We start from the raw sequence: 25,075 nt of genomic DNA, 5'->3' as shown, positions 1-25,075 counted from the left end.
TTACTACTTTAGTACCATCTCTCATTGGTTGGTTTGCTGCTGTCCGAAGATATCAATTCGCATTTAAACTGAATAAATTACTACTGGTTGAGGTTCTGTGATAGGCGAATGTCGCAGTAATACTTAAAAAAGAAGAGGGGCAATTGAGGCAATGAAGGGGGGATAATAGAATAATTTCATCGTTTAAGCGAGATTATTGGGTCTGGACATTATGGATGATGTACATATAATATGAAAGATTGAGCCTGTCTACAACCTGATGTTAAAGTGGTGATGACACGTTAACAAGCTGTTAAAAAAACAGTAACTTCTGAAATCCAGTCGCATAAATTTAAGTGGGATAATGGTGTTTAGGTCATAAAGCAGGCGCAGAATGATCTTTGCTATCATACGAAAAAGAAACTAAGCAGAATGAGTTATTAATATCTTAAAAAGACAAAGTTATAGCAGCATTATGCAACTTCAACAACCGGGCGATGAAATGTATGTTTTTGACAAGACTACGATTGATCGTCAAGACCAAACCAGCTATAAATGGATATGAGCCTGAATAAAAAATAATGGTTTTAATAAAAATACGCAAGCATTTCTGCGTTAACTTCTGGCCCCTTTGCTTCCAATGCCTGGATTTAAATGCTGGTTTTCGGCATATTTTCTCCTGTATTTACGGATAAAATCAGATGGATTCATCCCAAAAAGTTTATTGAACTGTTCACGGAAATATTTAAGATCCTGAAAGCCGATTTGATAGGCTACTTCTTTGATCTGCATTTCCGTTTGAATCATTAGTTCAGCGCTCTTTCTGAGCCTGATATATCGGATAAATTCTATACTGGAGAGTCCTGAAATAGATTTGATTTTTCGGGAAAGGGTGGCGCGCGTCATGCACATTTCTTCAGTAAAAATTTTCATTGAAAACGCTTCATCGTCAAGATGCGCCTCTACAACAGCAATGCATTTTGACAGGAAGTTACCAAATTCTTCAGGGATCTTAAGGGTATTATTTCTCAAGGTAATTTCGTTGAAGAAATATTTTTTTAATGTGGATCTTCCTTTTAAAATACTTTTGATTCTTGCAATTAACAAATCACTTTCAAAAGGTTTGGTAATGTAATCTTCTGCACCGCATTCAATACCTTTTAATTTAATCTCGGGAGAAGTACTTCCAGTAAGTAAAATCACCGGAATATGGCTAAAAGAGGGCGACTCTTTTATCTTCGAACAAAATTCCATCCCTGTGATGCCGCTCATAATAACATCGCATACGATAATATCGGGTTCATTTTCCAGAACGGTTTCGAATCCTTTTTGAGTGTTGTCAGCTTCAAAAATGATAAAAGTGTCTTCTAAAATTTCCCGGATATAACGTCGCATTTCATCATCATCGTCAATCAAAAGCAAAACCGGCTTATCGCTAATCAGACTGCTCATCACGTCCAATACATGCGCATCTTTCTTTAGCTCCTTTTTATCGGGATGGTTGCTGCTATCTATCGTCAACTCTTTCAACATGGGGTTTAAGAGTCCGTCGAACTTTGCAGGTTCTGGCGTTATGGCAATCTCAGCTTCCACAGTTTTAGGCAGGCTCACATAAAAAACTGTTCCTTTTCCAATTTCACTGGTATAGGTTAAATCTCCGTGATGTAATTCCACATATTTTTTGGCGAGGTAGAGTCCTATCCCAAATCCACTTTCAAAAGCAGATTCCCGACCATCTTGCGGTAACCTGTAAAACTTTTTAAAAAGATTTTCCCCGGTATCTTTCGGAATGCCATGTCCGGTATCTGCAATGATAATATGAATATCCTCATCCGTTTCTTTTAAGGTTAGCGTGACAGATCCATGCTGCGATGTGTATTTTATCGCATTAGAAAGAATATTAAATAAGATCAGTTCCACCTTTTCACGATCGGCAAAAACGTTGGTTATGACGTCTGCACTCTTGAATTGATAATGTAAATCTTTGGATTTGACCTGATTGATGAAACAAAGAAAAACTTCATGGCAGGTCTCCCTGATATTAATAAGCTGTGGCCGGAAAGCCAAAATTTCATCATCAGTGCAACGGAAAAGCAGCAACTGATCAACAAGACTCAACAGGCGCTGAGCATTGCGATATACCGTGCTGAGGTCTGCCAGTTCCGGGTGATCTCCGTTTGTTTGCAAGAATTTCTTGACCGGATCAACAATCAAAGTAATAGGCGTCCTTAGTTCATGCGAAATATTCGTAAAAAACTCAATCTTTTTATCAGTAAGCTCTCTTTCAAATTTAATATCATATTTAAGTTTTGTCTGTTTTTTTTGATAGAGATAGTAGACATAAATGAGTAGGAAGCATAAAATCAGATAAGTGATATACGCCCACCATGTTCTGTACCACGGCGGCAAAACCGTAATTTCAATCACGCGCTCCTGCTTATTCCAGCGTCCAGATGCATTGGTAGATTTAATTTTCAGCCTGTATTTGCCTTCGCTCAAATGAGAATAGTTAACCGTTCGCTGTGAATTGACATCATTCCATGCTTTATCTCTTCCTTCAAGGAAATAAGCATATTTAATTTTTTCAGGTAATGAGTATTCCAAAGCGACGTAATCAACAGACAATACCGCTTTATCATACGGCAACTCGAGCTTGCTGATTGTATATAAATTATTGGCACCAGGTACAAACTCACTTTTGGTATCGATAGCGGTATTGGATACCCTCAGTCCGGATAATAACAATGGAGGAAAGTCAGTAGACTCCATTAAACTGTCAGGAGAAAAAATGTTAAATCCTTTGATGCCCCCAAACATGAGCTCGCCCGTACTAAGATGGGCAGAAGCATTAAAATAAAACTGATTTGATTGCAAGCCATCTGCTGCATAAAAATTTTGAATTTTACCTGACGCTGGAGTTATCTTCACTAAGCCGTTGCAGGTACTGGCCCATATGTTTCCCTTTTCATCTTCCTCAATGTTAAGCACCTTGTTATTACATAAACCATTAGCTTCGGTATAATTTAAGAATTTATTATTCAAAATATCATAACACATCAGCCCACGCCCATAAGTTCCAACCCATAACATTCCAGACCGTGCTTTGCAAATTGCTCTCACTGCGGTACCTAAATGGATTGTTTTATCAATTCCTTTATGTTTATTGGCGTGTAAAAGACCATTAAAACTCCCGAGCCATAAGTTTTCCCGATCATCATCTATAATGGTAATAATATCCTCCTTCACAGAAAATGGAGCAGGCATAAAAGTGTGCCGTGCATCATTATAAACAAATAAGCGAGACTTTTCCTTTTCATTTGCTCCCCCTTGCAGTACCGTAGCCCACAGCTGGCCATTGTGGTCGTTATATAACTTCCAAACGGAATGGAGTTTGTTTTTTGACCAAAACGGAACAACCTCAAATTTGCAGTTCTCTGCATTGAACTTCGAAACACCATTCCGATAAGTTGACAGGTATATTTCGCTTTGGTGGTTAACCACACTGGTGATGCAATTGTCCTTTAAATCCCCATTTTGGTAGGTGAAATTTTTAAATGAATTGGTTTTTCTCTTCCATAAACTAAGTCCTCCGCCATCTGTCCCGATCCAGATATCCTTATTCTTATCTTCGCAAAATGAAAATGTGAAATTACTAACCAGGCTATTCGCTTGGTGAGGAATTTTAGCATAGGTACGGAATTTGTGTTTTTTAGCATCGAGAATATCAATCCCTCCCCTAAAAGTTCCGATCCATTTCCTTGATTGTTCATCTTCAAAGAGCGTATACAAATTGTTGCTCGATAAAGAGAAGCGATCATCATGCTTTTTAACTATGGCATAACTTCCATCCATGTTAATCTTGATGATTCCTTCTCCGTCAGTCATTACCCATAAAGTATTTTTATGGTCCAGAAAGCAACTGGTAATTTTGGCATCATTTACCTCTTGTTCTTTCGCGATAAACTTAACGTATTTACCTATATTGATCTGATAATGGTATATTCCTGAAGCGGTACCCACCCATAGCCTGCCCCTGCGGTCGTTCTGAATGGATACCACAGGGTGATGGGGTTTATATACCGGTAAAAATGCCTTTTGTATATGATCATACTGGCATAAACCAAACTTATCGGTGGAAACCCAAAAGTTATTTTTATCACTTAGGTCGATGGCATTTACGGTGTAGTTAAATGTTTTGTTATGATTAGCTAAAACAGGAATCTGGACACCTTCCTTTGATCCAGGTTGGAAAAATAAGCATCCAAAAATAGTTGTTCCTACAAACAGATTTCCTTTATTATCTTTTTTAATATCATTTATCCAATCATTTACAGGCAATTTCTTGCCCGCAAAATTTTTAAATGCAACTGTTGAAAATGTTAAAGTCCTATTGTTTAAGATAGCTAATCCTGTTTGCGTACCCACCCATATATTTCCCAAACAATCGTCATTTAATGCCATAATGATATCATTTGGAAGCGAATTCGGATTGCCAAACTGGTGTCTGAATATTTCAAACCTGTACCCATCATATCGGTTTAGGCCATCTAAGGTACCAAACCACATGAACCCGAATTTATCTTTGTAAATGGAGGTAACTGTATTATTTGATAATCCCTGTTCAATCCCAAGGTTAGAGAACTGCTGCGCAAGAGCTTTTAATGGATATCCAGAAAAAAGTGTAAAGAAAATTCCGCATAAAATAAAGTGAGCGAGCTTAAGGCGCATCATTTTTTTCATTGGTGTAGTTAATTGATCAGCCATTCCATAATACAACGGAATACCTTAAATCACAAATGTTTGGACATTAAAGATACAATATTTATTATAAGATGGTAACGATTTCTAAAAAAGGCTTTACAGCAGGTAAAAAATAAATTCCGGTAGCCAGCACGGTGCTCTTCTTGCGGATCCACATTCAAAAAACAAGGTCGGCGCAATCCTGCTTACCGACCCTGTCATCATTAACTAATCTAAAATCTTTTCTTTAGCCAATCGATCATAAGTTTCATCGCCACATCCGAAAACCCGGCTTTAATCGACGGAATTTCGGCCTGATTGCAGGCCACACAAGGCAAAAACAAATGATTTAAATTAGGAATCAGCACAGTATCTACACGGTTATTCCCGCCTCGCCGCGTATATTCTTTCCAATGTTGCAGGTTTTCCTTTCCGGCTACCATGAGGTCACGATCACCATTTAAAGCCAAAACGGGTATTTTAATCTGCGCCAGGGTTTTTATCGCATTGTATTTGATAAAAAAACGGTACCAGGGAGTAGTAGCCATTTTCACATAACTGTATGCCGGAAAGCGGAAGTGATCAAAAGGTTGATTCAGTGTTTTGAAATAAGCATCATCTTTCACTTTCCACAAGTTATAGGCTTCATTTAATTTTGCCTCCATATTGGCAGAGTCTGCATATTGATAGGCAGTTTTAAACATCAATTCATTAATATCGTTGGAACGTGCTTTGTCATAATCCGTCAGCTGTGAGTTTGCAACCAGATCACGGTTCTGCCGAATCAGGGCATCCAGTCCATTGGAAGCCAGCCCGGCAATACTGATCAAAAAGGCGATCTGTTTGCTGTTTGCCGCAGCAATGCTAATGGCTATGCCCCCTTCGCTATGACCGAGCAAACCAATCTTTTTGGCATTGATCTCCTTACGGTTCCGTAAATAGGCTACGGCAGCCAAAGCATCATTGGCAAAATCAAGTGTAGTGGCCTGCTCGTAAACACCGCTGGTTTTACCAACGCCCCGGTCATCCAGCCGGAATACGGCATAACCATTTTCTGACAATCCATCTGCAATATCCAGAAATATCTTGTGACCGCCCATGGTACCATCACGGTCTTGTTTTCCCGTACCAGAAACAATTACAACCGCCGTGAATGGTCCCCTGCCCTTTGGAATGGTTAAGGTTCCGCCATAGGTGATGCTGTCTTTTGCTGAGTGGAAGACTACTTCTTCTGAACGATAGCGCTGTGCATAAGCCAAACTGACGAACAGCAACAAGACACCTAGTGATACGATTTTCCGCTCCATTAATCTGCGCTTTTAGTCAGTTCAATCAGGCTTGAAATTTCATCCGCCAGGGCGGTTGCACTTCCGCCATAACCAATGGAAATAAACCTTAAAAAGCCATTCCGATCAATGATCAGTTTTTGTGGAATGCCCGAAATATTAAAGGTTTTGGCCACGCGACTGAAAACTTCGTCGTTGGTTTTGGCTCCTTCGGTTTGGTTATCAAACAAGACCTGAAAAGGGTATTGATTATCTTTGATGTACCTGTCAACTTCATCCCGGAAGCCAGCTTTATATTCTTCTGTATCGATAAAGAGGAAAACTACACTCGGATCGTTTTTGTACTTCTCTACGGCCAGTTTCATGCCGGGAAAGGAAGCTTTGCAGGGTACACACCAGGTGGCCCAGAAATCCATTACAATGGTTTTACCCTTAAGGCTGGCCAGGGTAACGGTGTTTCCTTTCATATCTTTCATGCTCCATGTAGGCATTTCCTTTTTAATCATCCGGGCTTTTAATTTTTCATGATTTTTCTGCAAATCTGCAGGATTCTTTAGCGACTCCAGGTAAGCCTCAAAACCGGTAGCTGATTTTTTGCGTTTGACATATAAGGATTTGAGCATGGCCGTCATTTCGGTCGAACTTTGATTTTCGAACATGCTTTTGATCAGCAGCTTCTCCAGTTCGGCATTTTTACCCAATTTTTTAAGAGCAATAGCCTGCTCGTTGTTGATAGATGCTTGTTTGTATTTCAGGATTTTTTGCGCTTCCTGTGTAACCTGGAGCGCCTTGGCATAAAGGCCAGCTTTGTTTAGTAAACCAGCATATACCCTACTTACATTAATTACAAAAAGCCGGGTATATTCTTTCTGCCATTCTAAGGGCGAAAGGTAGGCCATACTTTCCGGCTGGTGTATCTTGAAGTATTCAAATCTTTTCACCAACAGATCTGAATATTCCTTTAAACGGTTCAGATTACCTTTATCATAAGGAATCTGGATCAGCTTATAATACACGTTCGGCAGGTTTTCAAAAGATAAAGAATCTACATATCGTGCTACTTCATTACCGTCCGGATGTTGTACAGCAGAAAAAACTATGATATTCTGGTATACCATACCGTAATTCACGCGATTTTGGGCATCGATTTCCGGGCTGCTTTGATATTCGGGAAAATCTTTCAGAAACTTTTCTGAGGCAGCCAAAATTGTAGCTATATCACGGCTTTGTGCAATATTTTTATAGGCAGCTAAACGGGCAAGACTACCATTTGGAAAACGTTGCAACCATACTTTTTCGATAGAATCGGCTGTATTTTTATCATTTAAAAGATATTGTGCTATCCGGCGGCCGTTAAATAAGTCCAGTTCACTAGCATCAGGCCTTTTCAAGTAAGCCATTACCCGTTGTAAACGTGGGGTTGCACTGTCTTTATAGGTGGCCCTTAAAGCTGAAGCGTAGGGATAAGCCAGTATAGACTTTGATGGCTGATTAAAACTGATCTCCTGATTAAGCCAATGATAGGTAGCCGAATCGCTGATTCCGTCAAATTTGATATAATTCGGGATATCCATACCATATTTAGGCGAACGGGCCATGCCCCATCCGGCGTAACCACCAGGCGCAATCAGTCCTTTTCGCTTGGGATCAGCTAACATCACAAAATAACCCTGATCCCGATTATTATCAATCTGATCTCCTGAAGTAAATTTAAAACCCAGGAAACCGCAGTCTTCAGGCACATTAAGGGTTGCTTTCCAAAGATTCGGTACCCCATTAAGTTTTAGATCTGCGGCTCTCCACTTATAATTAATATACTGGTAAACCACGGCATTTACCTGTTTTTTACCAGACAGTGGTGTCTGCGAAGCATCGTAGGTAATGGTTAAGGGCTTACCACTTTCAGGTCTCTCGGGAGATACCTTAAACGCTGCAGGCGATTGTGCATAAACAACAAGGGAGAAAGCCAGTAAAATGTGCAGGAACAGGATTTTTTTTAACATGCTTTTTAGTTAGTGGCACAGTAAACACTGTGCCATGTAATAAGTAATAAATTATGGATTTGGTTCCAGTTCAGGGTTTAACGAACGGTAATATTCGGCAATTGGAAATACATAACGGTTACTGTTTGGCGCCAATGTATAGGTGGTACCATTAAATACCCGTGTGTAAGTTCGCTGGAAATTCGTTTCATTATTTAACCTGCGCATATCCCACCAGCGTAGGGAGGTACCGAAAAATTCACGGCGGCGCTCATCCATTACCTTGTTCAGGGCGTCATTGGCATCAGTTGCCGTTAAAGATGTGTAATCTGCAGTTTTAAATCTTTTAATGCGAAGGTTGTTTACCCAGATCATTGCATTGACCGCATCATTGGCACGCGCATAGGCTTCAGCACGGATCAGCATCATTTCCGGCACAGAAGGGCCTTCATTTCTTGTCTCGCCTATAGCACGTTCTTTGGTATAAACCCTTCCCCTCAGGCTCGATGATATACTTGATGCAGGTGTGGTAAATAAAGTATAACGCTGATCTTTAGTTCCTAGCAGGTTAAACCACTCATCACTGGGTTTTAATACCGTTGGGAAGAAATTTAAGGTTCCGTTAAAAGGCACTTTAGATAGCAATATTTCAGGGTCTGCGATTCTTCTCGGATAATTTGCACTGCTTACGGTTGAAAGTGTTGATAAATCATTCAGCGTACTTCTTAATTTCAGTGCTTCATCTGCAAATCGGCCAGCATTTACATAATCTTTCATCAGCAGATAGCAACGGGCCAGTTCGCCATAGGCCGAAGCTTTTGAAGGTAAGGTATTATAGGCTTGCGTTTGCGGCAGTGCCGGAATTGCTTTATTGAGATCGCTGATGATCTGGTTATACACCTCCTGCACAGCAGCGCGGTTTAGTTTCTGACTTAAGGTTTGTTTCAGGATCAATGGCACACCCAGATCGGATCCCGCAGTTGCGGCGTTGTATGGTTTTGCGTATGTATTTACCAGGTTAAGATAACTATCCGCCCGATGCACCAGGGCTTCAGCGGCTAACGCTTCTTTTTCTGCCTGCGTGCCATCACTGCCTGGTAATTCATTAATAATGGTATTACAATTCAATACATTAGCATACAAGCGGTTCCAGTTCAGGTCTTGTTCCACATTTGACCCTATTGGGTAGATGACCGGCTGCCAGGTATAGCTGGCTACGAGATAATTGTAATTCAGCGATCCTGAAAGTGCTGTTTGTTGTGCAGCATCGTTCAGGTTAATATCTGAGGAGGCGAAATCAGACAGGTTAGCTACTGTTTCAAAATTGGAGGTATTATTAAGCAGGTAACGGTAATTGATGGTTTGATTGGGTACCAGCTGTCCCTGGGTTTTAATATCAACAAATTTCTTACACCCCGCCAGTGTGGCAGTGGCTAAAAGGAAAGTAAAGATTTTATATTTTGAATTCATTTTCAATCAGATTAAAAGTTAGCATTAAGCGAGAAGTTATAAGACACTGCTGAAGGAAGTCCGAGCGTTGTAGAACTTAAACCGCCAACAAAGTCGGGATCCAGTCCTTCTTTATTAGCCCTCCAGATCAGGCCCAGGTTTCTTACCGAAAAGCCCACATTAGCGGAACGGACAAAATGGAGTTGCGCTACCGGAACCTGATAGGTTAATCCCAGTTCTCTTAAACGGATATAATCGCCTTTCAATACATTAATGTCGGATTGCTGATAACGCAGCAAACTGGTGGGGGCAAAGCTACCTGCCGCACCCGGTACATTGGTGAAGGCCTCATCGCCGGCCTTGGTCCAGCGTCTGGTGATATCTTCATGCAGATCATATTTTACGCCTGTTCTTGAGGATGGATAAGCCGAAATAGTCGGACGCATAAACACATTTCCAAACTGGTACGTGGCTACGGCCAAAAGGGTGAAAGCCTTATAACGGAAGGAAGTGTTAAAACTACCGAAATATGGGGGTGTGCTGCGACCGGCATAGGCCAGCGCATCAATAGAAGTTACATTCTGGTTCGAGCCTACTTTATTTCCGTTCTGATCAAATACCTGTGTTAATCCATTGGCATCTAAACCGGCATTGCGGAACACAAAGATTTTATCTGTGGCATAACCATTTAAAGGCACACCACCAAAGGCCGGGTTCGATAGAAAAGAGGAATTGACAATGAAACGGGTATCCGTAATTTCATTTGTATTATAGGCGAAATTCACACCTGCATTCCAGTCATAGTCTTTTTCGCGGATGATGGCACCGTTGAGATTAAATTCCATACCATGTCCGGAAAGGGAGGCCACATTCCTGAAAATGGAGGTAAAACCGTAAGTTCCGTTAATCGGAAATTCATAAAAAAGGTCTTTACCTCTTTTGGTGTATACATCTACTGAAGCCGATAAACGATTATCCAGTAAGGCAAAATCGAGTCCTAAGTTGGCTACATATGTTTTCTCCCATCTTAGTTCGGGATTGGCCGGTGCAAGGATGCTGGCATTCGGTAAACCGGTAGCACCATCGCCAGAACCTAAACTGATCCAGGTAAAAGGATAAGTATTGGTAGAAATGTTTCCATTTACACCATAAGTTGCCCGCAAACTTAAGCCGTTTAACCAATTCTCATTTTTCAGAAAGGATTCTTTTTTGGCATCCCATTTTAAACCGGAAGACCATAACGGCGTAGCCCTAAATTTACGATCTAGCCCAAAGTTATTATAATCATCATAACGCACACTTCCGGAAAGGGTATATTTTCCTTTATAGGTATAGGCTGCATTGCTGTAGTAAGAAAGGTATCTTCTTACCTTATCCTGCTGTGTCGGACTGCCCGGCAATCCCTGGTTGAAACCCTGAACGGTGGCATAAGGTGTAAAGAAATTTACTGCTCTCGAAATTCCGTTTCCGGTATTATAGCCATAAAGTACGTTTGTACCCTGCCCTGCTTTGGTTTGACGGATTTCCGAACCGGCAACCATGGTTAACTGATGGTCAGTGCCAAAAGTCCGGTCGTAATTTAACTGGCCTCTGAGGGTATAGTTGTTATTGTTACTATTGATATTGGTTAAAATACCACTACCGGGAGACAGTCCGATACTGTTTACCGCTCTTCCTGAGGTAGGGATCGGCGTATAGGTATTAACCAGGTTGCGGTAATAGAAAGTTGATTCATTATAATAGTTTCTGGTATAGCCAAAACTTCTTTCATTGGCAAAAAAAGCATTGGCAGATAACCCTTTAAAAACAGGAACGTTGAGGTTGAGGTTGAAATTATAGTTGTTTTCATTTTGGGCGTTATCTACATTGTCCATCTCATCCAGCACGCTGTATTTCCAATTCAGGTAACCCTGGTTTTGAAGATTCTCTACCCAACCAGAATAGTAGGCGGTTGCATAAGCGGTCCGGTTACCGTTCTCATCTACGAGTTGATTATAAGGCATAAAAGTACTGGCTGATGGCGAGAACAGATTGTAAAGACTTATCGCTCCGGTTTTGTATTTAAAGAAAGAGGCCCTGAAATTTGTAGATAGTGTAGCGACTTTAAACAATTTAAAATTGTTGTTCATGGCTAAGGTTAAGCGCTGCCCTTCGGTACCCTTGGTGTAGGGATTTTCTTTACTATAAGAAGCAGAATAAAAATAATCACTGCTTTTCCCTCCTCCGCTTACAGAAAGGTTATATTGCTGATTATTAGACGGACGCAAAAGGTAATCATCTATTTGCGAACGGTTATCCCTGGCACTCAGGCGACTGATAGCAGCATCGTAGGCGCCTTGGGTAATGGTTCCGGCTTTTAGCTTAAAAGTCAGATCAGTTGCTTCAGCCACCGGGCCACTTAGAGCCGTGGTTGCACTGGGTGCAAAAATTAAGTTTTTGTTCACAAGATCCTGCTCATAGGCAATTGCCTGAGCAGCATTCATCATTTTCAGGTAGGCCAGATCAGGATGATTCGCCACAGCTGCGTTCATGGAGAAGTTTATTGCAGGTGCCTGTTCGGTACGTCCCTTTTTGGTGGTGATCACCACTACGCCGTTGGCAGCCCGCGTTCCCCAGATGGAAGCCGCGGCAGCATCTTTTAAAAAAGAAATGTTGGCAATATCGTTCGGATTGATCGTGGACAAGTCCAGTTCCATAATAGCTCCGTCTACCACAATCAGCGGAAAAGTCTCCCCTCTTAAGGTATTGCTCCCCCGGATGGCCATGTTATAATCCGACCGTCCAAGCGTACGTGTGCCCCCATTAATGGCCTGCTGGGTATTGCCATAGGTAAACATATTATCAGAGTTTAAGGTTACCTTCAAACCTGGCACCAATGATTCTAAGCGTTGTATTACGTTAGGGGTAGGGATTTTTTTCAGATCATCGGCGGTAACAGTCCCGAATGCCCCGGTTGAACGCTCTTTAGGCAATACCTGATAACCGTTGGAAACGACATTAACATCTTGCAGCTGGTTACCGGCAGCCGGCGTTAACCATACATTCAGGTTCCTGGTAGCAGAATTTACCGGTAAGTTATTGGTTTGATAACCCAGGTAGGAAAAACTGATGGACGTGGTGGTGTTGGGTACAAAGATCGAGTAATTTCCCTTTCCATCTGTGGTAACCGTCCGGTTAGATCCATTAGATTTGATGGTAACGCCCGGCAGTGGATTATTGTTTTCATCTACCACCTGGCCGTAAATGTAAAATTCGTTACTTTCGTTGTTGCTGATTTGAGGCAGGTTAGCCTGGGCATTTAACTCCAGACCTTTTCCGTCTCTGCTCACGATGGTATAATTTCCTTCGCTCACATACAGAAATAATAAATGATTAGGGTATAATACATTCTTAAGTGCTTCATCTACCGATTTAGCTTTCAAACCTGCAGTAGAGGCCATTTTACCCTGTACAATGCTGTGTTCGTAAGCAAACTTGGTTTTGTATTTTTTCGAAATGGCATCAAGCGCCTCTTGCAGACTGATTTGCTTGTCTTGTGCAGCGGCCTGGAATGTAGCACCAAAAGCCAGCAATACCACCAGCAGGAAATAAAGGGGTCTGGTAAAGTTTTTGTTCATGTTGATTAGTTTGGTTGTTTGTTTGATAATATAGGCGGGTATTACCTGTTTTTCAGATAAATAACTTTGCCTTGTTTTTGGATATTTACATTTAAAATATGGCTCAGGGTAAAGAGTAAGCCCTCTTCACTTTTGATCGAAATGCTGCCATCAATCTTTTTATCACCAAGTGCAGGATCATCCAGGATAACCCGATAACCATAAACATCTTCGAAATCCCGCAGGATTTCGTTAACAGTGGTTTGATTAACAATTAAGCGGCCATCTGTCCAGGCTGATTGTTGTAGCGAACCTTGCTTTTCAACAGTTAACAAACCGTTGCGACTATTTATCTGTACTACGTTGCCGGGTTTCATCTGGTAACGCTGCCCGGTTTTAACCGAGCGGACCCGTACGCTTCCTTCTATCAAGGCAACATGCGCCATGCCCCGTCTTTCTCTGATGTTAAAAGTCGTGCCCAGAACTTGCACCTCTATGGTTCCCGTTTGTGCCGTAAACAATTCGCCCCTTTTCACCTGAGCGATATCACGATTTAGGTGTTTGACTTTGAAATAAGCTTCGCCCTCAAGCTTAACTGCCCTGTTTTGTTTCCAGGCATAGGCTCTCGGGTAACTTAAGGTAGAGTTGGCATTTAAAATCACCTCAGAACCATCTGGCAGCGTAATTTTTTTACGTTCGCCATAGGTTGTATGAATACGCACGGTAGCGTTGAAAAACCAGCTGATAAATAATACCATGAATAAACTGGCAGCTATACCACCTGCCCAATAGTACTGTTGCCTTCTGATTCTTAATCTCTTGTGACCTTTCGCTATAGATTGATGAATAGTGGCCAACAGATTTTCTTCCAAACCGGGAGGAGTTTTAAGAGGTTTTGGACTGAGCATCAACTGGAGCTGTAACTCTGCAGCCAAATATGCAGCCAGGTTCTCCGGCTTTGCCTCCTGCCAGTTTTTCCAGAAAAGCCTGTCTTCCGGCAACTGATATTTAACATGACGCAGAAAATCAGGATCTTCTAAAAAATCGCTTATCGTAAAGGTAGTATAATCTTGTTTGGTCATAAAACAGTCTGACCAATGGTGGCCATACGATTATACAAACAGAAAAGAAAAGGAAATTACCCCACGGAATTTTAATTATTTTGAAAATATTTTCCTGCGGGGCAACGGATGGTCTGACAAAGGGCCGTGATACTCGATTACATGCTACAACGAACTTTGGTTTGGTTTACCTCATTTAGAAATACCACTTATGAAGTTTGTTGAATTCCAATAAGAGCAATACCAATAAGGTTTTATCCACCTTCATGATCTCGCGTAAGGCTTCCAGTGCCCTGGCACTAAGCTTATAAGTACCCTTAGTGGTCAGACCCATAATTTCTGCAATCTGGCTATAATCCAGTTCTTCGAAATATTTAAGGTAAATGATTTCTTTTTGCCTTGGGGTGAGCAGATTCATAGCAGCAGCTAATTGTGCCGCTTTTTCGTGCATTATTTCTTTGCGGATGTACGCCGATTCGAGCGTGAAGTTCAGATCAAACAGATGATTGTCGTTCGCTTCAATTTTCTCGTACTTCGATTCCTTTGCCCGATGGTTTATGATGGTATTTCGCAGGGCAGCAAGCAGATAATAGCGGATCTGTGTTGTCGGATTTAATTTTCTCCGGTTTTCCCATAGTTTAACGAAAAGATTATGCAGGCAATCTTTCACCTCATCTTCCTGATGGAGCATGCGCATTCCATATTGGTACAAAGCCTGAAAATGTTCCTTGTAGATTAGATCCAGGGCATCTTCCTCGCCATTAAGCAAGCGGGACCAAAGGGCAGTATCCGAAAGTTCAGGGTTCAAGTTGGGTTGTTGATAACCAAAGATACAACTCCTTTGCAAAAAAGGACTTTTTAACAGGGGATTTCTTTTGGGAGCTTAACCAAAAGAACAACCTCAAATGCTTGATGATAAAAGTTTTTGTAGTTGGTGCCCTTATCACTGGTTCAAACAGGTCTGTTATGCATCCGATAACAGACCTGCCGGATGGTTTGCTCTGATTTAGCGGCAGCTTAATTAAATTCATTTCCGGACGCAGTGGTTGGTGCGATAACCCGAAAATAATTGTAAACCAGCTCGATAGATTCAATTATAATTGTATTTTCCTGAGATTTGAGATCTGAAACCGAATATTTAACCGGGTAAGCATGATGAAAAGCCCATTTTACATATACCCTCCCCGTGCTATCCAGTAAACTTAAGCTGATATCCTGCGTAATGATGGTATTATCCAATCCACCATCCATACAACTGGCACACCAATCGTTCAGTAAAGACCCTTCAGAAACTACAGCTCTTTTAAGTATCAGGTTCTGACCGGAAGAAACGTCAGGTAAACGATATTTAAACCTGTTTTCGCCTCCATATGCAACATCTTCTAAATTGAGTTCTTTAGAAATGCCTGTTATTTCCTGAAAAGCAATATTTTCTCCTTTGAAAGAAAGTTCGAAACAAAAGCCTTCCGAATCTTTTTTATTAGCCATTGGTAATGGTGATTTGTTCGTGTGCAATTTCCATGGTATCAATGGCTACCTCATTACCATCCGATTTCAGATCGGTACTGGTTATTTTGGTTGGCCATGCATTATTTAACGACCATTGCATGGTCATATTACCACTTTCATCCAACAGCTTGATCAGGATGGTTCTTCTGTTAACCGTATTCATCTTAATTTTGTCCAACCAGTCCCAGAATGTCTTGTCATTTGCAAAAATTCCCCTTTTTAAGGTTACCTGACCATACTTTGCAATACCAGGCATTTTTATGGTTGAAAACTGCCGACTGTCGCTTGTCCGATATTCTATAATTTGTGTTTCCATATTTAATCCTGAAACTTCCTGGAAGGCCACACCTTTTAATTCTGTTCCAAAATCTACCTCAAACCTAAATTTGGGCATAGGCCACGTTGAGCCTTGTTTGCTGCCATCATCTGTCATCATTTTATATTTTTAATTGAATATTATTGTTGGATCATCATTAACCCTTTACCTGCATCTGCTGGTGGAAAGTGAACTCAATAAACTGTGCAGGGCGGATTGGCGCTACACTTATTACCACTGTCATGAAACCGTTTAATACATCATCTCCCGTCATAGTAGTACCTAAACCACAGTCTACCGAAAAAGCATCGGCAGGTGTTGGTCCAACTAATCCGCCTTCTTTCCAAATGTTGGTTAAGAAACTACTGAGCATGGATTTAACAGCCTCCCAGGTATTTTTATCATTGGGCTGAAAAACATAACTACGACAGGCCAGTTTACAAGATTGTTCCAGAAAAGTGATGGTTCTCCTTGTCTGGATATACCTCCAGTCCAGGCTATTGCTATCTAAGGTACGCGCGCCCCACACTAAAATACCTATGCCTTTAAAATAGCGTATGGCATTGATTGATTTACCGGAAACATCAACATTTAAGTTTACCTGCTGGTTTTCAGTTAAATTGATGGGAAGCGATGATGCCCCAACTATACTGGTGTTTGCAGGCGCCTTCCATGGCCCAATCTGGTTATCGGTATTGTTAATTATACCGGCTATAGCACCGCTTGGAGGCAAAATATTGGCAACAGCCAGCACCTGATTGATGATATTACGGTAAGTTTCGCTGGCATTGATTAGCGCGTTATGGTATTGTGCCACTGTTAACGTTGTATCCGAGGGATTTTCCATATTGGCTAAAATCTGAGCCGCAGCCGGATTGGGATGATCGGCCGGATTTAAAAGAGCAGCCAGCTGTTTAGTATCGCCACCAAACAGATTCGTATAATCGATATCTGAAGTTTGCATAGTAACTGTACCAATAAAAGGATAATATGCTACCCCATAATTAAGCCCCACTTGCCCCGTATTACCCCTAAACGTCTGGATAGCCTCTGTATATAACATGGGGTCAGGGTTTCTACCCCCAATTACATCAAATATAGAGATGGCTGTTTGTGTTTCCGTGCATTGCAGTAACATGGCTTGCATTAATGCACCGTTATCTGCTACGGAGAGCAAGGTAGCTTCAGGGCAGATATACATGGTTGGTTCCTGTTCGTTCACTAATAAGGCCAATCCATCTGTTAAATCTTTCAGTTTTACATTAGGATTAATCAGTGGCGTTCCCAAAGCGATGGGGCTATCAGATGGTTCGCCATAGGTACCGACAGAAACGATATACGCATCACCACCACCATTCTCATAAAACATTTTTACGCTATTATAGAGGTAATAAATGGTGTTAGGATCTGGAAGAACCGAATAATAATTGCCATTGATGACCATGCAATCGGGATCAGCCGGTTTCGATTGCTGTTGCAGCAGGTAATACCCGGGATTATATTGTTTTGCCTTACTAGCGGGTGCAGGTGGATCGGGATAACAATAAAATGCTTTAAAATCGGAAAACGAGGTAATTTTTTGCGCTACACGGGCATAAGATTTTCCCTCATACACGGCCTGTGGTGTATAACCGATAAAGGCAGGTACTGCGGATGCAACCGGCACTACCGAATTGGGGAAAGCGTTAAGCTCGTTGATGTAAACCCCGGGAGAGTTAATATTAGATGAAGTCATAAAATTTGTTTTTTAATGATTGATGGTTAAAAACATATTGGTTACAGATCAGTTAGAACATGATTATTTCCATTCCTTATCACGTAATCGGCCGCACTTGTCATGATAAACAAAATTAGCATAAATGTGTAGAAACGGTTAACCTATCTTATTATTCACAACGTGTGTACTTAAACTCGTAATCAATTTTAGCGACATGCATTAACAGTCAATTATTATAACCGTTCAGTTGCTTAAATCAGGACTCCATAAAATTTTAACAGGTGATTGTTAAGGCGTATCTTTATGTTTAAAAGTTTGAAATCGCTCATGCTTACAAATAAAAAATCAACCGAAACATTATCAATAAAATTAATCATGAAATATCTTTTTTCCATTTTCCTTTTATTAACTGTTAATCAACTTTTTGCACAAGACACAAAAATTAAAAAGGAAAAATGGCACTGGAATAATTCGAAACAAGATACAGTAGCTGGTTATGCGCAGGTTTTGAAAGTAGATAATATTCTTTACATTTCAGGTGCTGTAACCACTAATCTTAGTCCAGAAGGAATTACTCTTGTTTACAAAAACTTAGCGGCATCTTTAGCGAGTTATGGCGCTACATTTGAAAATGTGGTGAAAGAAAATTTGTTTACCACGGATATTGAAACCATGAAAAAGTACAATTATGCCAGGAAAAAATTTTATAACGGTGATTTTCCGGCAGCCACCTGGATTCAGGTTGAACGGCTATATATGCAGGATGCAAAACTGGAAGTAGAATTAATTGCCCACTTACCAAAATAGCAGAAACAAATAGTATCTGCTTCCAATAGTTTAGAAAGTTAGTAAAAACTACTACTATTTATTTTAAAGCGACCATTACGTGATGACCGCTTTAAAATAAAGATGATTCAACATTTTATTCCACATTACCTTTATAGGCTACCTGATCTTTAACGTAAAGAACTGATTTTTTCGCATCATAGCGGTAAGTATCATTACCATAAATCAAATCTCCGGTTTTATTTAAAAGTATGGAGTGCTGATCATCATCTGGCAGAAACAACTCTATCTTGGATTGGTCATTACTCATCAGCACAAAAGCACTGATCACCTCCTTGTCTTTTTCAATGGCTACCGGATTCAATCGAAATCCTGCATCGAAAATTTGTATACAATCATTTTTTAATTTGCTCCAGGTATACCCGGCTGATCCGATACAGCCATGTTCATCCTTATCTGCTCCAACATTTACAGCATCTTGCTTGCCTTTCTGTTCTGAATTGCCGGCTCGTTCTCCACAGGCAGAGCATAACATCAGTCCAATCACTACTATTGCTAATCTGTTCATATCAATCATTTAAGTTTATACCATAAACAATAAATATGCCAGCTAAAACCCGCTTGTACCTTGTCGTTCGCCGCAGTTTGGAATCCGAAGCTTAGCGAAACTAAATCTTTTCAACCAGACTTCAGTAACGCTGTGTGTTTGAAAACTTATATAATAACACGCCATGTGCCGGCACTTTTAATTTTATTTTTGAAGTTTTAGTGTCTACTGTAGAGATCTGTTTTTGTCGCCAGAGATCTCTTACGGTAAAATGTCCTTTTAATCCCAATTTTACAAAATCTGCATAATTCATATCTACAGGCTCCGTCCCGAAATTGCAGAAACCGATGGCCTTTCCTCCATCTTCCAGTGCTTTAACATAAATCCTTAAATCGCCAATGGTTTGCAAACACACACCCTGTTTGCCCAATGGATCCTGATTGATTTCGATCACTTCATCATTGGTAAGCAGGTTTAAGGTAAAATCATCGAGCTTTTCCATATCGCAACCTATTAATAAAGGTGCAGCGAACATGCTCCATAAACTAATATGCAAATATTGTTCATCTGGTTTTAGCTTACTTGGGTGAGGATTTCCCCAACCAACCTGGCCTACTACCAGCATGTCGGGGTCGTTCCAGTTGCCTGGTTTGGCGTAAGGAGCAGCCTGATCCTGTGCCAAAGCAATACTTTTCACACTAGCCCAGGTGTCGGTAATATCATTGGTGGTTCTCCAGGCACTTCCGTACACAGCATCTCCCCATTTCCACACATCAGACATTCCGTATTGGCATAAACTAAAAACAATATCACGCGGCTGGGCGCGCAAATAATCGCCCATCATTTGAAATGGTTTGATCGCGGTATTTAATTTTTCGCCGCCTTTATAAGATAATGACGAAACTTTATAAGGATCGTGATCTGGCAAACCATCAATTACGTTGCCATAGCTGCACCAATCATACTTCAGGTAATCAAAGCCCCATTTGGCATAACTTTCGGCATCATTTTTTTCATAGCCGTAACTACCTGCACAGCCTCCACAGGTCCACGGGCCGGGACTGGAGTAAAGCCCGATTTTCAACCCCAAGTTATGCACATAGTCAGCAAGACCTTTCATATCCGGAAATCTTTTATTGGTGATGATATTTCCGGCATCATCTCGGAATTTGCCCTGTAAGTCGGGATTTTTTGAATCACGGTTATTTTGCCAAAAGTCATCAATATTGATGTAAGTCCAGCCGTGATTAATTAACCCACTCTTAACCATGGCATCGGCTGCACGTTTTATTTTGTCTGCAGAAACCTCATGAGCGAAACAGTTCCAACTATTCCAGCCCATTGGAGGTGTTAATGCAATGCGATCGCCACATGTTATTTTAAACTTTCTTTCGGCCATACCCTTAGCGTTTTTGGCCTTTAACGTAACCAGATAAGTACCTTTCTGCGTAAGCATCCCGGTAATCAGACCGGTTTTAGCATCCATTTTCAGGCCTTTGGGCAGATTCACCGCCGCAAAATTCAGGGGCCTTTCGCCTGTTGCTGTAACGCGATGCTGAAACGGAGATCCCGGTCTGACACCAAATACTTTTGCACCTGTAAATTTTGGAAAAGCAGCCGGTTTGGGTGTCAATATATAAGGTGTTGATGCAATTGGATTGTAAGTTTTGAAAGTATTTCCCCTTATCGCTTCAAACTTAGCCCCGGCCCAGTTTACATGATCGTAATAGTCGCCATTACCTCCATCTGTAACCACCAGTTCTAACCTTTTTATGCCAACCAGGTTAACCTTGCATAATTTGGCTTCATCACCCACTTGCATTATCCCACTGCTCCAAAGCCGTTTCCCGTCGCCTATAACCACAAATTCGGCTGCCGGTTTTTGCCCTTTCACTTCATCATCAATGCCTACCATAGCAGAAAAAGACTTTGCGTTTCCGTTTAAAATAATGGTTAACTGGCTGGTTGCGTGCGTGCCAAAACCTCTTTCGAATGTTTTTCCAGCTATCGTCATCGTTTTACCGTCCACTGTTTTGTTTTTTCTGGGTGTTCCATATCCCTGCGTTGCACTACTTAAGTCTAATTCATCTAACCAAACAATTTGTGCAGACGATTGAGCGATGGCCAAAAAACTTAACACAACCAAGCTTATGCTCGACATGAGGTACTTTAGTGATTTCATTTGGATTCCTAAATAGGCTTTTTTATCTGTGTATAATAAATATTTGGTTTAAGCATTAGCGGAAATGCATCTGGTAAAGCTAATTACCTTACCGACAAATTTAGGTCAGCTAAATATAGCAATAGGGTAAACTTGTGCGGTTAACTTACAATAATGTTAAATCTACACAATAATACAAGTAAATTATTGGGCATGAGCGAATAAATGAAAGCATCTACTTTGCGAAGGAACATTTGGTGGGAGGTATAATACTTTAAGGCTATCGTCAAACATTTTTGTATTAAACAGGGTTAGTTTGATACATGAACATTAAATCAAACAACGGGATATTCAGGACGGTTACCTCAATTATCCTTTATACAGCCGGACTTATTATTCTGCTCTGGTTTCTGTTAAAAATCTTAAGCATCGTGCTTCTGGGTATTTTCGCTATCGTTTTAGGACTAATTATTAATGCTCCGGTAAGCCGCCTGGAGAAAAAAGGGATGAAGCGCTGGCTGGCCTGTTTGATCGTATTTTTCATCATTTTTGGGATTACGGCGTTGCTTGGCTGGATGGTAGTTCCGCACATGAGCAACCAGCTGGACGTATTGATTGGAAACCTGCCAAAATATTATGCGAGCGTCTCAGGTTACCTGGATTCATTATTGCGGAAATTTCCTGAACTGAGGAAGGAAATGAGCGAGGGAGGTTCCTCTATATCATCTGCAATTCCTTCCATAGGCAATACTGTAATGGGGATTGGAAACTTTTCATTTTCAATACTCGGAGGTGTTTTTGTATTCATCGTGTTTATCTGCATGGTTGTCTTTTTTGTGGGGAACCCTAAACCTATCATTGAGCTTTACCTCACCGTATTTCCCTTGAAACAAAGGGAAAAAGCAGAAAATGCAATGAAACATACGTCGGTGATGCTTGTTGGCTGGATGAAATCAAATCTTATTGGAGGTGCTATTGAAGCAGTTCTGGTATATGGTTTTCTTACGCTGATGAATGTTCCGGGCGCATTGGTGTGGGCAGCACTGGCTTTCTTTTCTGAACTTATCCCAAAAATAGGGTTCTATATCATGGCCATCCCTCCTACCCTGGTTGCACTCTCCGTTAGCCCTGCAACAGCACTTTGGTGCCTGGTATTTTTTTTATTATTGAATGAACTGATTTCTGATTTTTTGATGCCCAAACTCCGATCCTCTACCATGAATATCCACCCGATGTCGTCTCTGTTCTTATTACTGGCTATGGGTACAGCGTTTGGATTAACGGGTGCACTGCTGTCTACGCCACTTGCAGCCATTATCAAAGCCTATTACGAAGAATTTTATTTGCGGCAGTTTCCCGAAGATCCGCAATTGGAACGACGCACAAATGATATTATTTATTGATAATTTGAGCGTTCTTGCATATATTTTAGGCAAATAGTTTAAGATGCATGAGTGCCATTTAAGCCAGACAACTCGGCTTGCTGAATTGATCATTTTTGTAACGGGGAGGCATCATGGGATGATTCTCCTGACCTGGGTTTAATTCAACAAATCCAGAACTATCCAGCTTAACCTAATAAAATTTTTATGGGGGTTATTGGCCGGTTTGTAGCCAAAGCCTTCGATAAGCGGATAACGCGCCTGATATCCGGACGGACAATTACAACTAGTGCGGGCCAAACACCAATTTTCATGCTTTAAGGTTTGTTGGTTATGAGTGTATGTTTTAAACCGGGATACTGTTTTATTTAGAACAAGATGTAAAACAGATTGAGATTATGATGATTGCAATAACTGCGATTATAATGACGTAATAATTTCGCTTTTTCATTTATTGGTTTTTGGCTGTGAAATATGGGGGATGTAATTGTAGCGTCTTAAAGTTCCTCATATCAAAAATTTTATACATCGTTATTTTGAAAACGGGAATGCGTGAGCATCCCCGTTCATCCCTGTCTATCCCCCTCTCAACTGATTGTGCAGTTGTAAGAATAAAGACCCTGTAACAATCCTGTTAACAGATATTGATGTAAAGTTCCAGAAATTTTGATTAAGACCCGCTATACTTTAGATTAGTTCGAGCTGGCAGAATGGATAGTTTGATGAATTCATCAAACTTTATCCCAGCTGATTAAGGTAAGGTTATTTTTTATACTAAATGACATTTACGCTATTCTTGGTACTACGCCTATTTACCCGGTAAATTTTAAAGGAATCCATGTTTATCAAACAAAATTTAGTTCATCAATCTCAGTTTTTATTGATGTTTAATTCAATAAATGGTTTCTGCCATACGATAACATTGTTTTTGTCCCAGTAGCCGGCAGTGATATATGCAATATGAGCTACACTAGAATTTAAACCGTCTTTAAAAGCTTTAATGTTTGCCAATAATTGATTGTAAAGATCATCTTGATCTTCCTGGGAATTTGTAACTATCACCAGAAGTTTCTCCCCTTTATCCATATCAATTTCAATCGTTGCTTTAAGTTCCATTTCAATCATAGTTTGTGATAGATTATACCTATATTTTATATCCGGTTAGGTACAAGATTAATCTTCAAAACTATAGCAATCATTTGCCAAAAACCCTGGCAAAAGGCTTCCATATGTATTAATATTTAAAAACGATACATCTTTTAAGATATTCCCTTTTTAAGAACTGCGATATAACTAGATGGCGTATAGCCAGTTAACTTCTTGAATACCACTATAAATGTATTTCTGGTTACAAATCCGGCATCAGATGAAATCGCCTCTAATGTGAATCGCTTCCAATCTCCCTGCTGGAGTCTTCTCTTTACATATTCAATCCGTAAATGATTAATATATGCATTAAATCCCTGCTTATAGTGACTATTGAATAGTTCGCTAAGCTTATGATTTGGAACATCGCAGTATGCGGAGAATTCACTAATTGTTAGTCCTGATTGCCTGAAAATTTCTTTTTGTTTCATCAAAACCTCCACTTTATTGATCAATACCGGATCAATTATTTTAGGACGGGAGCCTATCTTTCTCTGCGTTCTTTCTTCATGTGAAATAACAACCACCGGTTCATTCTCAGCAGGATCAGATTTCCCGGCACGATCGGGCAATGATTGCTGATCATTAGGTAAAACTCCGTTAGGATCATCCGATTTTGAAGAGCGGTTTCCTAAAACAAACTCTGGATTGATGGTAAATAGAAGACTTAAGGTAAATATGCATAAGCAACCCAAGAAAACGAACGTTCCGCTACGAAAGACGTGAAGGGGTCCATTTATATCAAATTGAGCCTTTAATGTGGCGGTTAATGTACACAAAAAAAATAAGGTCAAAACCACTGTGTAACTATAAAGCCATATAGTAGCTTTTTTTGTTAAGCCTGATGATCTTCGTGATCGACGGATATTCGCAAATAGGAAGATGCAGTAAATGCATGCGACACTTGGAAGGAAAATCCAATGCCAATTGCCCACAATATAAGGATGAGGGCTAAATAACAAAGTCATGTCGTTAACCAGTCCCTTAAGTACGCGCCTTTGTTCATCAGTATCCAATAAGTTATACGGAATAATTGATACAAGCGCAGGCAATGCAGGAATGATATGCAATAAATGAGAAATTTTAAACTGCGATTGTCCAGGATCAATTGATCCTTTTACATAAAGATAAAAAGACGGAGCAATTAAATAATATATTGGAAGTCCCTTATTGTATAAAATTGGATAATGCTGGATGCCACCAGATGCAGTTAACAAAAAAATCATAACAAACCATCCGATGCCGAATAAGGAAATAGATAATAAGGTGTTTAGATATCTATTTTTGTGTCCATGAATAAATATCTGTATGATGTTGGTAACGAATATAAATATTGCACCAATGAGTAGTAAAAAAACAGGATGCATAAACAAAATTTTTGCTATGAACATCAAACATAGCAACTTGAGTATGATCTC

The 25,075-nt window shown here is 40.4% G+C and carries 16 protein-coding genes; 2 read left to right on the top strand and 14 right to left on the bottom strand.

Features of this window, described 5'->3' with window-relative positions; translation table 11 throughout:
• Positions 1–594: 594 nt before the first annotated feature.
• From ACK1I8_RS04465 to ACK1I8_RS04420, 10 genes are all read right to left on the bottom strand, one after another.
• Positions 595–4,743 (bottom strand): two-component regulator propeller domain-containing protein, encoded by a 4,149-nt coding sequence (locus tag ACK1I8_RS04465; protein WP_412468142.1) that lies wholly within the window; start codon positions 4,741–4,743, stop codon positions 595–597.
• A 209-nt stretch (positions 4,744–4,952) separates the two neighbouring features.
• A complete protein-coding gene (locus ACK1I8_RS04460) occupies positions 4,953–6,026 on the bottom strand; it encodes an alpha/beta hydrolase family protein (protein WP_412468141.1) in 1,074 nt (357 codons plus the stop codon).
• Positions 6,026–8,008 carry a TlpA family protein disulfide reductase gene (locus tag ACK1I8_RS04455; RefSeq protein WP_412468140.1) on the bottom strand — a complete coding sequence of 661 codons (1,983 nt, stop codon included), beginning with the start codon at positions 8,006–8,008 and terminating at the stop codon, positions 6,026–6,028. Before ACK1I8_RS04455 ends, ACK1I8_RS04460 begins: the two co-directional genes overlap by 1 nt.
• Positions 8,009–8,059: 51 nt before the next feature.
• Positions 8,060–9,457, bottom strand: a complete 1,398-nt coding sequence (locus tag ACK1I8_RS04450) for a RagB/SusD family nutrient uptake outer membrane protein (RefSeq protein WP_412468139.1) — start codon at positions 9,455–9,457, stop codon at positions 8,060–8,062.
• Between the two features lie 11 nt (positions 9,458–9,468).
• Complete coding sequence (locus tag ACK1I8_RS04445) at positions 9,469–13,053, bottom strand: SusC/RagA family TonB-linked outer membrane protein (protein WP_412468138.1); 3,585 nt, start codon at positions 13,051–13,053, stop codon at positions 9,469–9,471.
• A gap of 41 nt (positions 13,054–13,094) precedes the next feature.
• On the bottom strand, positions 13,095–14,114 hold the full coding sequence (locus ACK1I8_RS04440) for a FecR domain-containing protein (RefSeq protein ID WP_412468137.1): 1,020 nt from the start codon (positions 14,112–14,114) through the stop codon (positions 13,095–13,097).
• 175 nt (positions 14,115–14,289) lie between these two features.
• A complete protein-coding gene (locus ACK1I8_RS04435) occupies positions 14,290–14,901 on the bottom strand; it encodes an RNA polymerase sigma factor (RefSeq protein ID WP_412468136.1) in 612 nt (203 codons plus the stop codon).
• A 209-nt stretch (positions 14,902–15,110) separates the two neighbouring features.
• Positions 15,111–15,581 carry a phage tail protein gene (locus ACK1I8_RS04430; protein WP_412468135.1) on the bottom strand — a complete coding sequence of 157 codons (471 nt, stop codon included), beginning with the start codon at positions 15,579–15,581 and terminating at the stop codon, positions 15,111–15,113.
• Entirely contained in the window at positions 15,574–16,038 is a 465-nt protein-coding gene (locus tag ACK1I8_RS04425; RefSeq protein WP_412468134.1) for a phage tail protein, read from the bottom strand. The genes ACK1I8_RS04430 and ACK1I8_RS04425 overlap by 8 nt, the downstream gene beginning before the upstream one ends.
• A 37-nt stretch (positions 16,039–16,075) precedes the next feature.
• Complete coding sequence (locus ACK1I8_RS04420; RefSeq protein ID WP_412468133.1) at positions 16,076–17,653, bottom strand: phage tail sheath family protein; 1,578 nt, start codon at positions 17,651–17,653, stop codon at positions 16,076–16,078.
• A 357-nt stretch (positions 17,654–18,010) separates the two neighbouring features.
• Here ACK1I8_RS04420 and ACK1I8_RS04415 point away from each other — a divergent pair, with 357 nt between their 5' ends.
• The gene (locus ACK1I8_RS04415; RefSeq protein WP_412468132.1) at positions 18,011–18,442 is read left to right on the top strand and encodes a RidA family protein; all 432 of its coding nucleotides are present in this window, start codon (positions 18,011–18,013) and stop codon (positions 18,440–18,442) included.
• A gap of 115 nt (positions 18,443–18,557) precedes the next feature.
• Here the strand turns inward: ACK1I8_RS04415 and ACK1I8_RS04410 are convergent, their stop codons facing one another.
• Both ACK1I8_RS04410 and ACK1I8_RS04405 read right to left on the bottom strand, forming a co-directional pair.
• Positions 18,558–18,989, bottom strand: coding sequence for a hypothetical protein (locus ACK1I8_RS04410; protein WP_412468131.1), 432 nt, complete (start codon positions 18,987–18,989; stop codon positions 18,558–18,560).
• Between the two features lie 121 nt (positions 18,990–19,110).
• Positions 19,111–21,150: an NPCBM/NEW2 domain-containing protein gene (locus tag ACK1I8_RS04405; RefSeq protein WP_412468130.1), complete on the bottom strand. Its 2,040-nt coding sequence runs from the start codon at positions 21,148–21,150 to the stop codon at positions 19,111–19,113.
• 302 nt (positions 21,151–21,452) lie between these two features.
• Between ACK1I8_RS04405 and ACK1I8_RS04400 the strand changes: the two genes are divergently transcribed.
• Positions 21,453–22,532 (top strand): AI-2E family transporter, encoded by a 1,080-nt coding sequence (locus ACK1I8_RS04400; RefSeq protein ID WP_412468129.1) that lies wholly within the window; start codon positions 21,453–21,455, stop codon positions 22,530–22,532.
• An 849-nt stretch (positions 22,533–23,381) separates the two neighbouring features.
• Here ACK1I8_RS04400 and ACK1I8_RS04395 read toward each other — a convergent pair.
• Entirely contained in the window at positions 23,382–23,627 is a 246-nt protein-coding gene (locus ACK1I8_RS04395) for a hypothetical protein (protein ID WP_412468128.1), read from the bottom strand.
• Positions 23,628–23,770: 143 nt separating this feature from the next.
• Positions 23,771–25,024 carry a helix-turn-helix domain-containing protein gene (locus ACK1I8_RS04390; protein WP_412468127.1) on the bottom strand — a complete coding sequence of 418 codons (1,254 nt, stop codon included), beginning with the start codon at positions 25,022–25,024 and terminating at the stop codon, positions 23,771–23,773.
• Positions 25,025–25,075 lie beyond the last annotated feature (51 nt).

It is taken from the genome of Pedobacter sp. KLB.chiD (assembly GCF_047040275.1).
In the GTDB taxonomy this organism is placed as follows: domain Bacteria; phylum Bacteroidota; class Bacteroidia; order Sphingobacteriales; family Sphingobacteriaceae; genus Pedobacter.
This window is presented reverse-complemented; position numbering and strand designations above follow the sequence as displayed.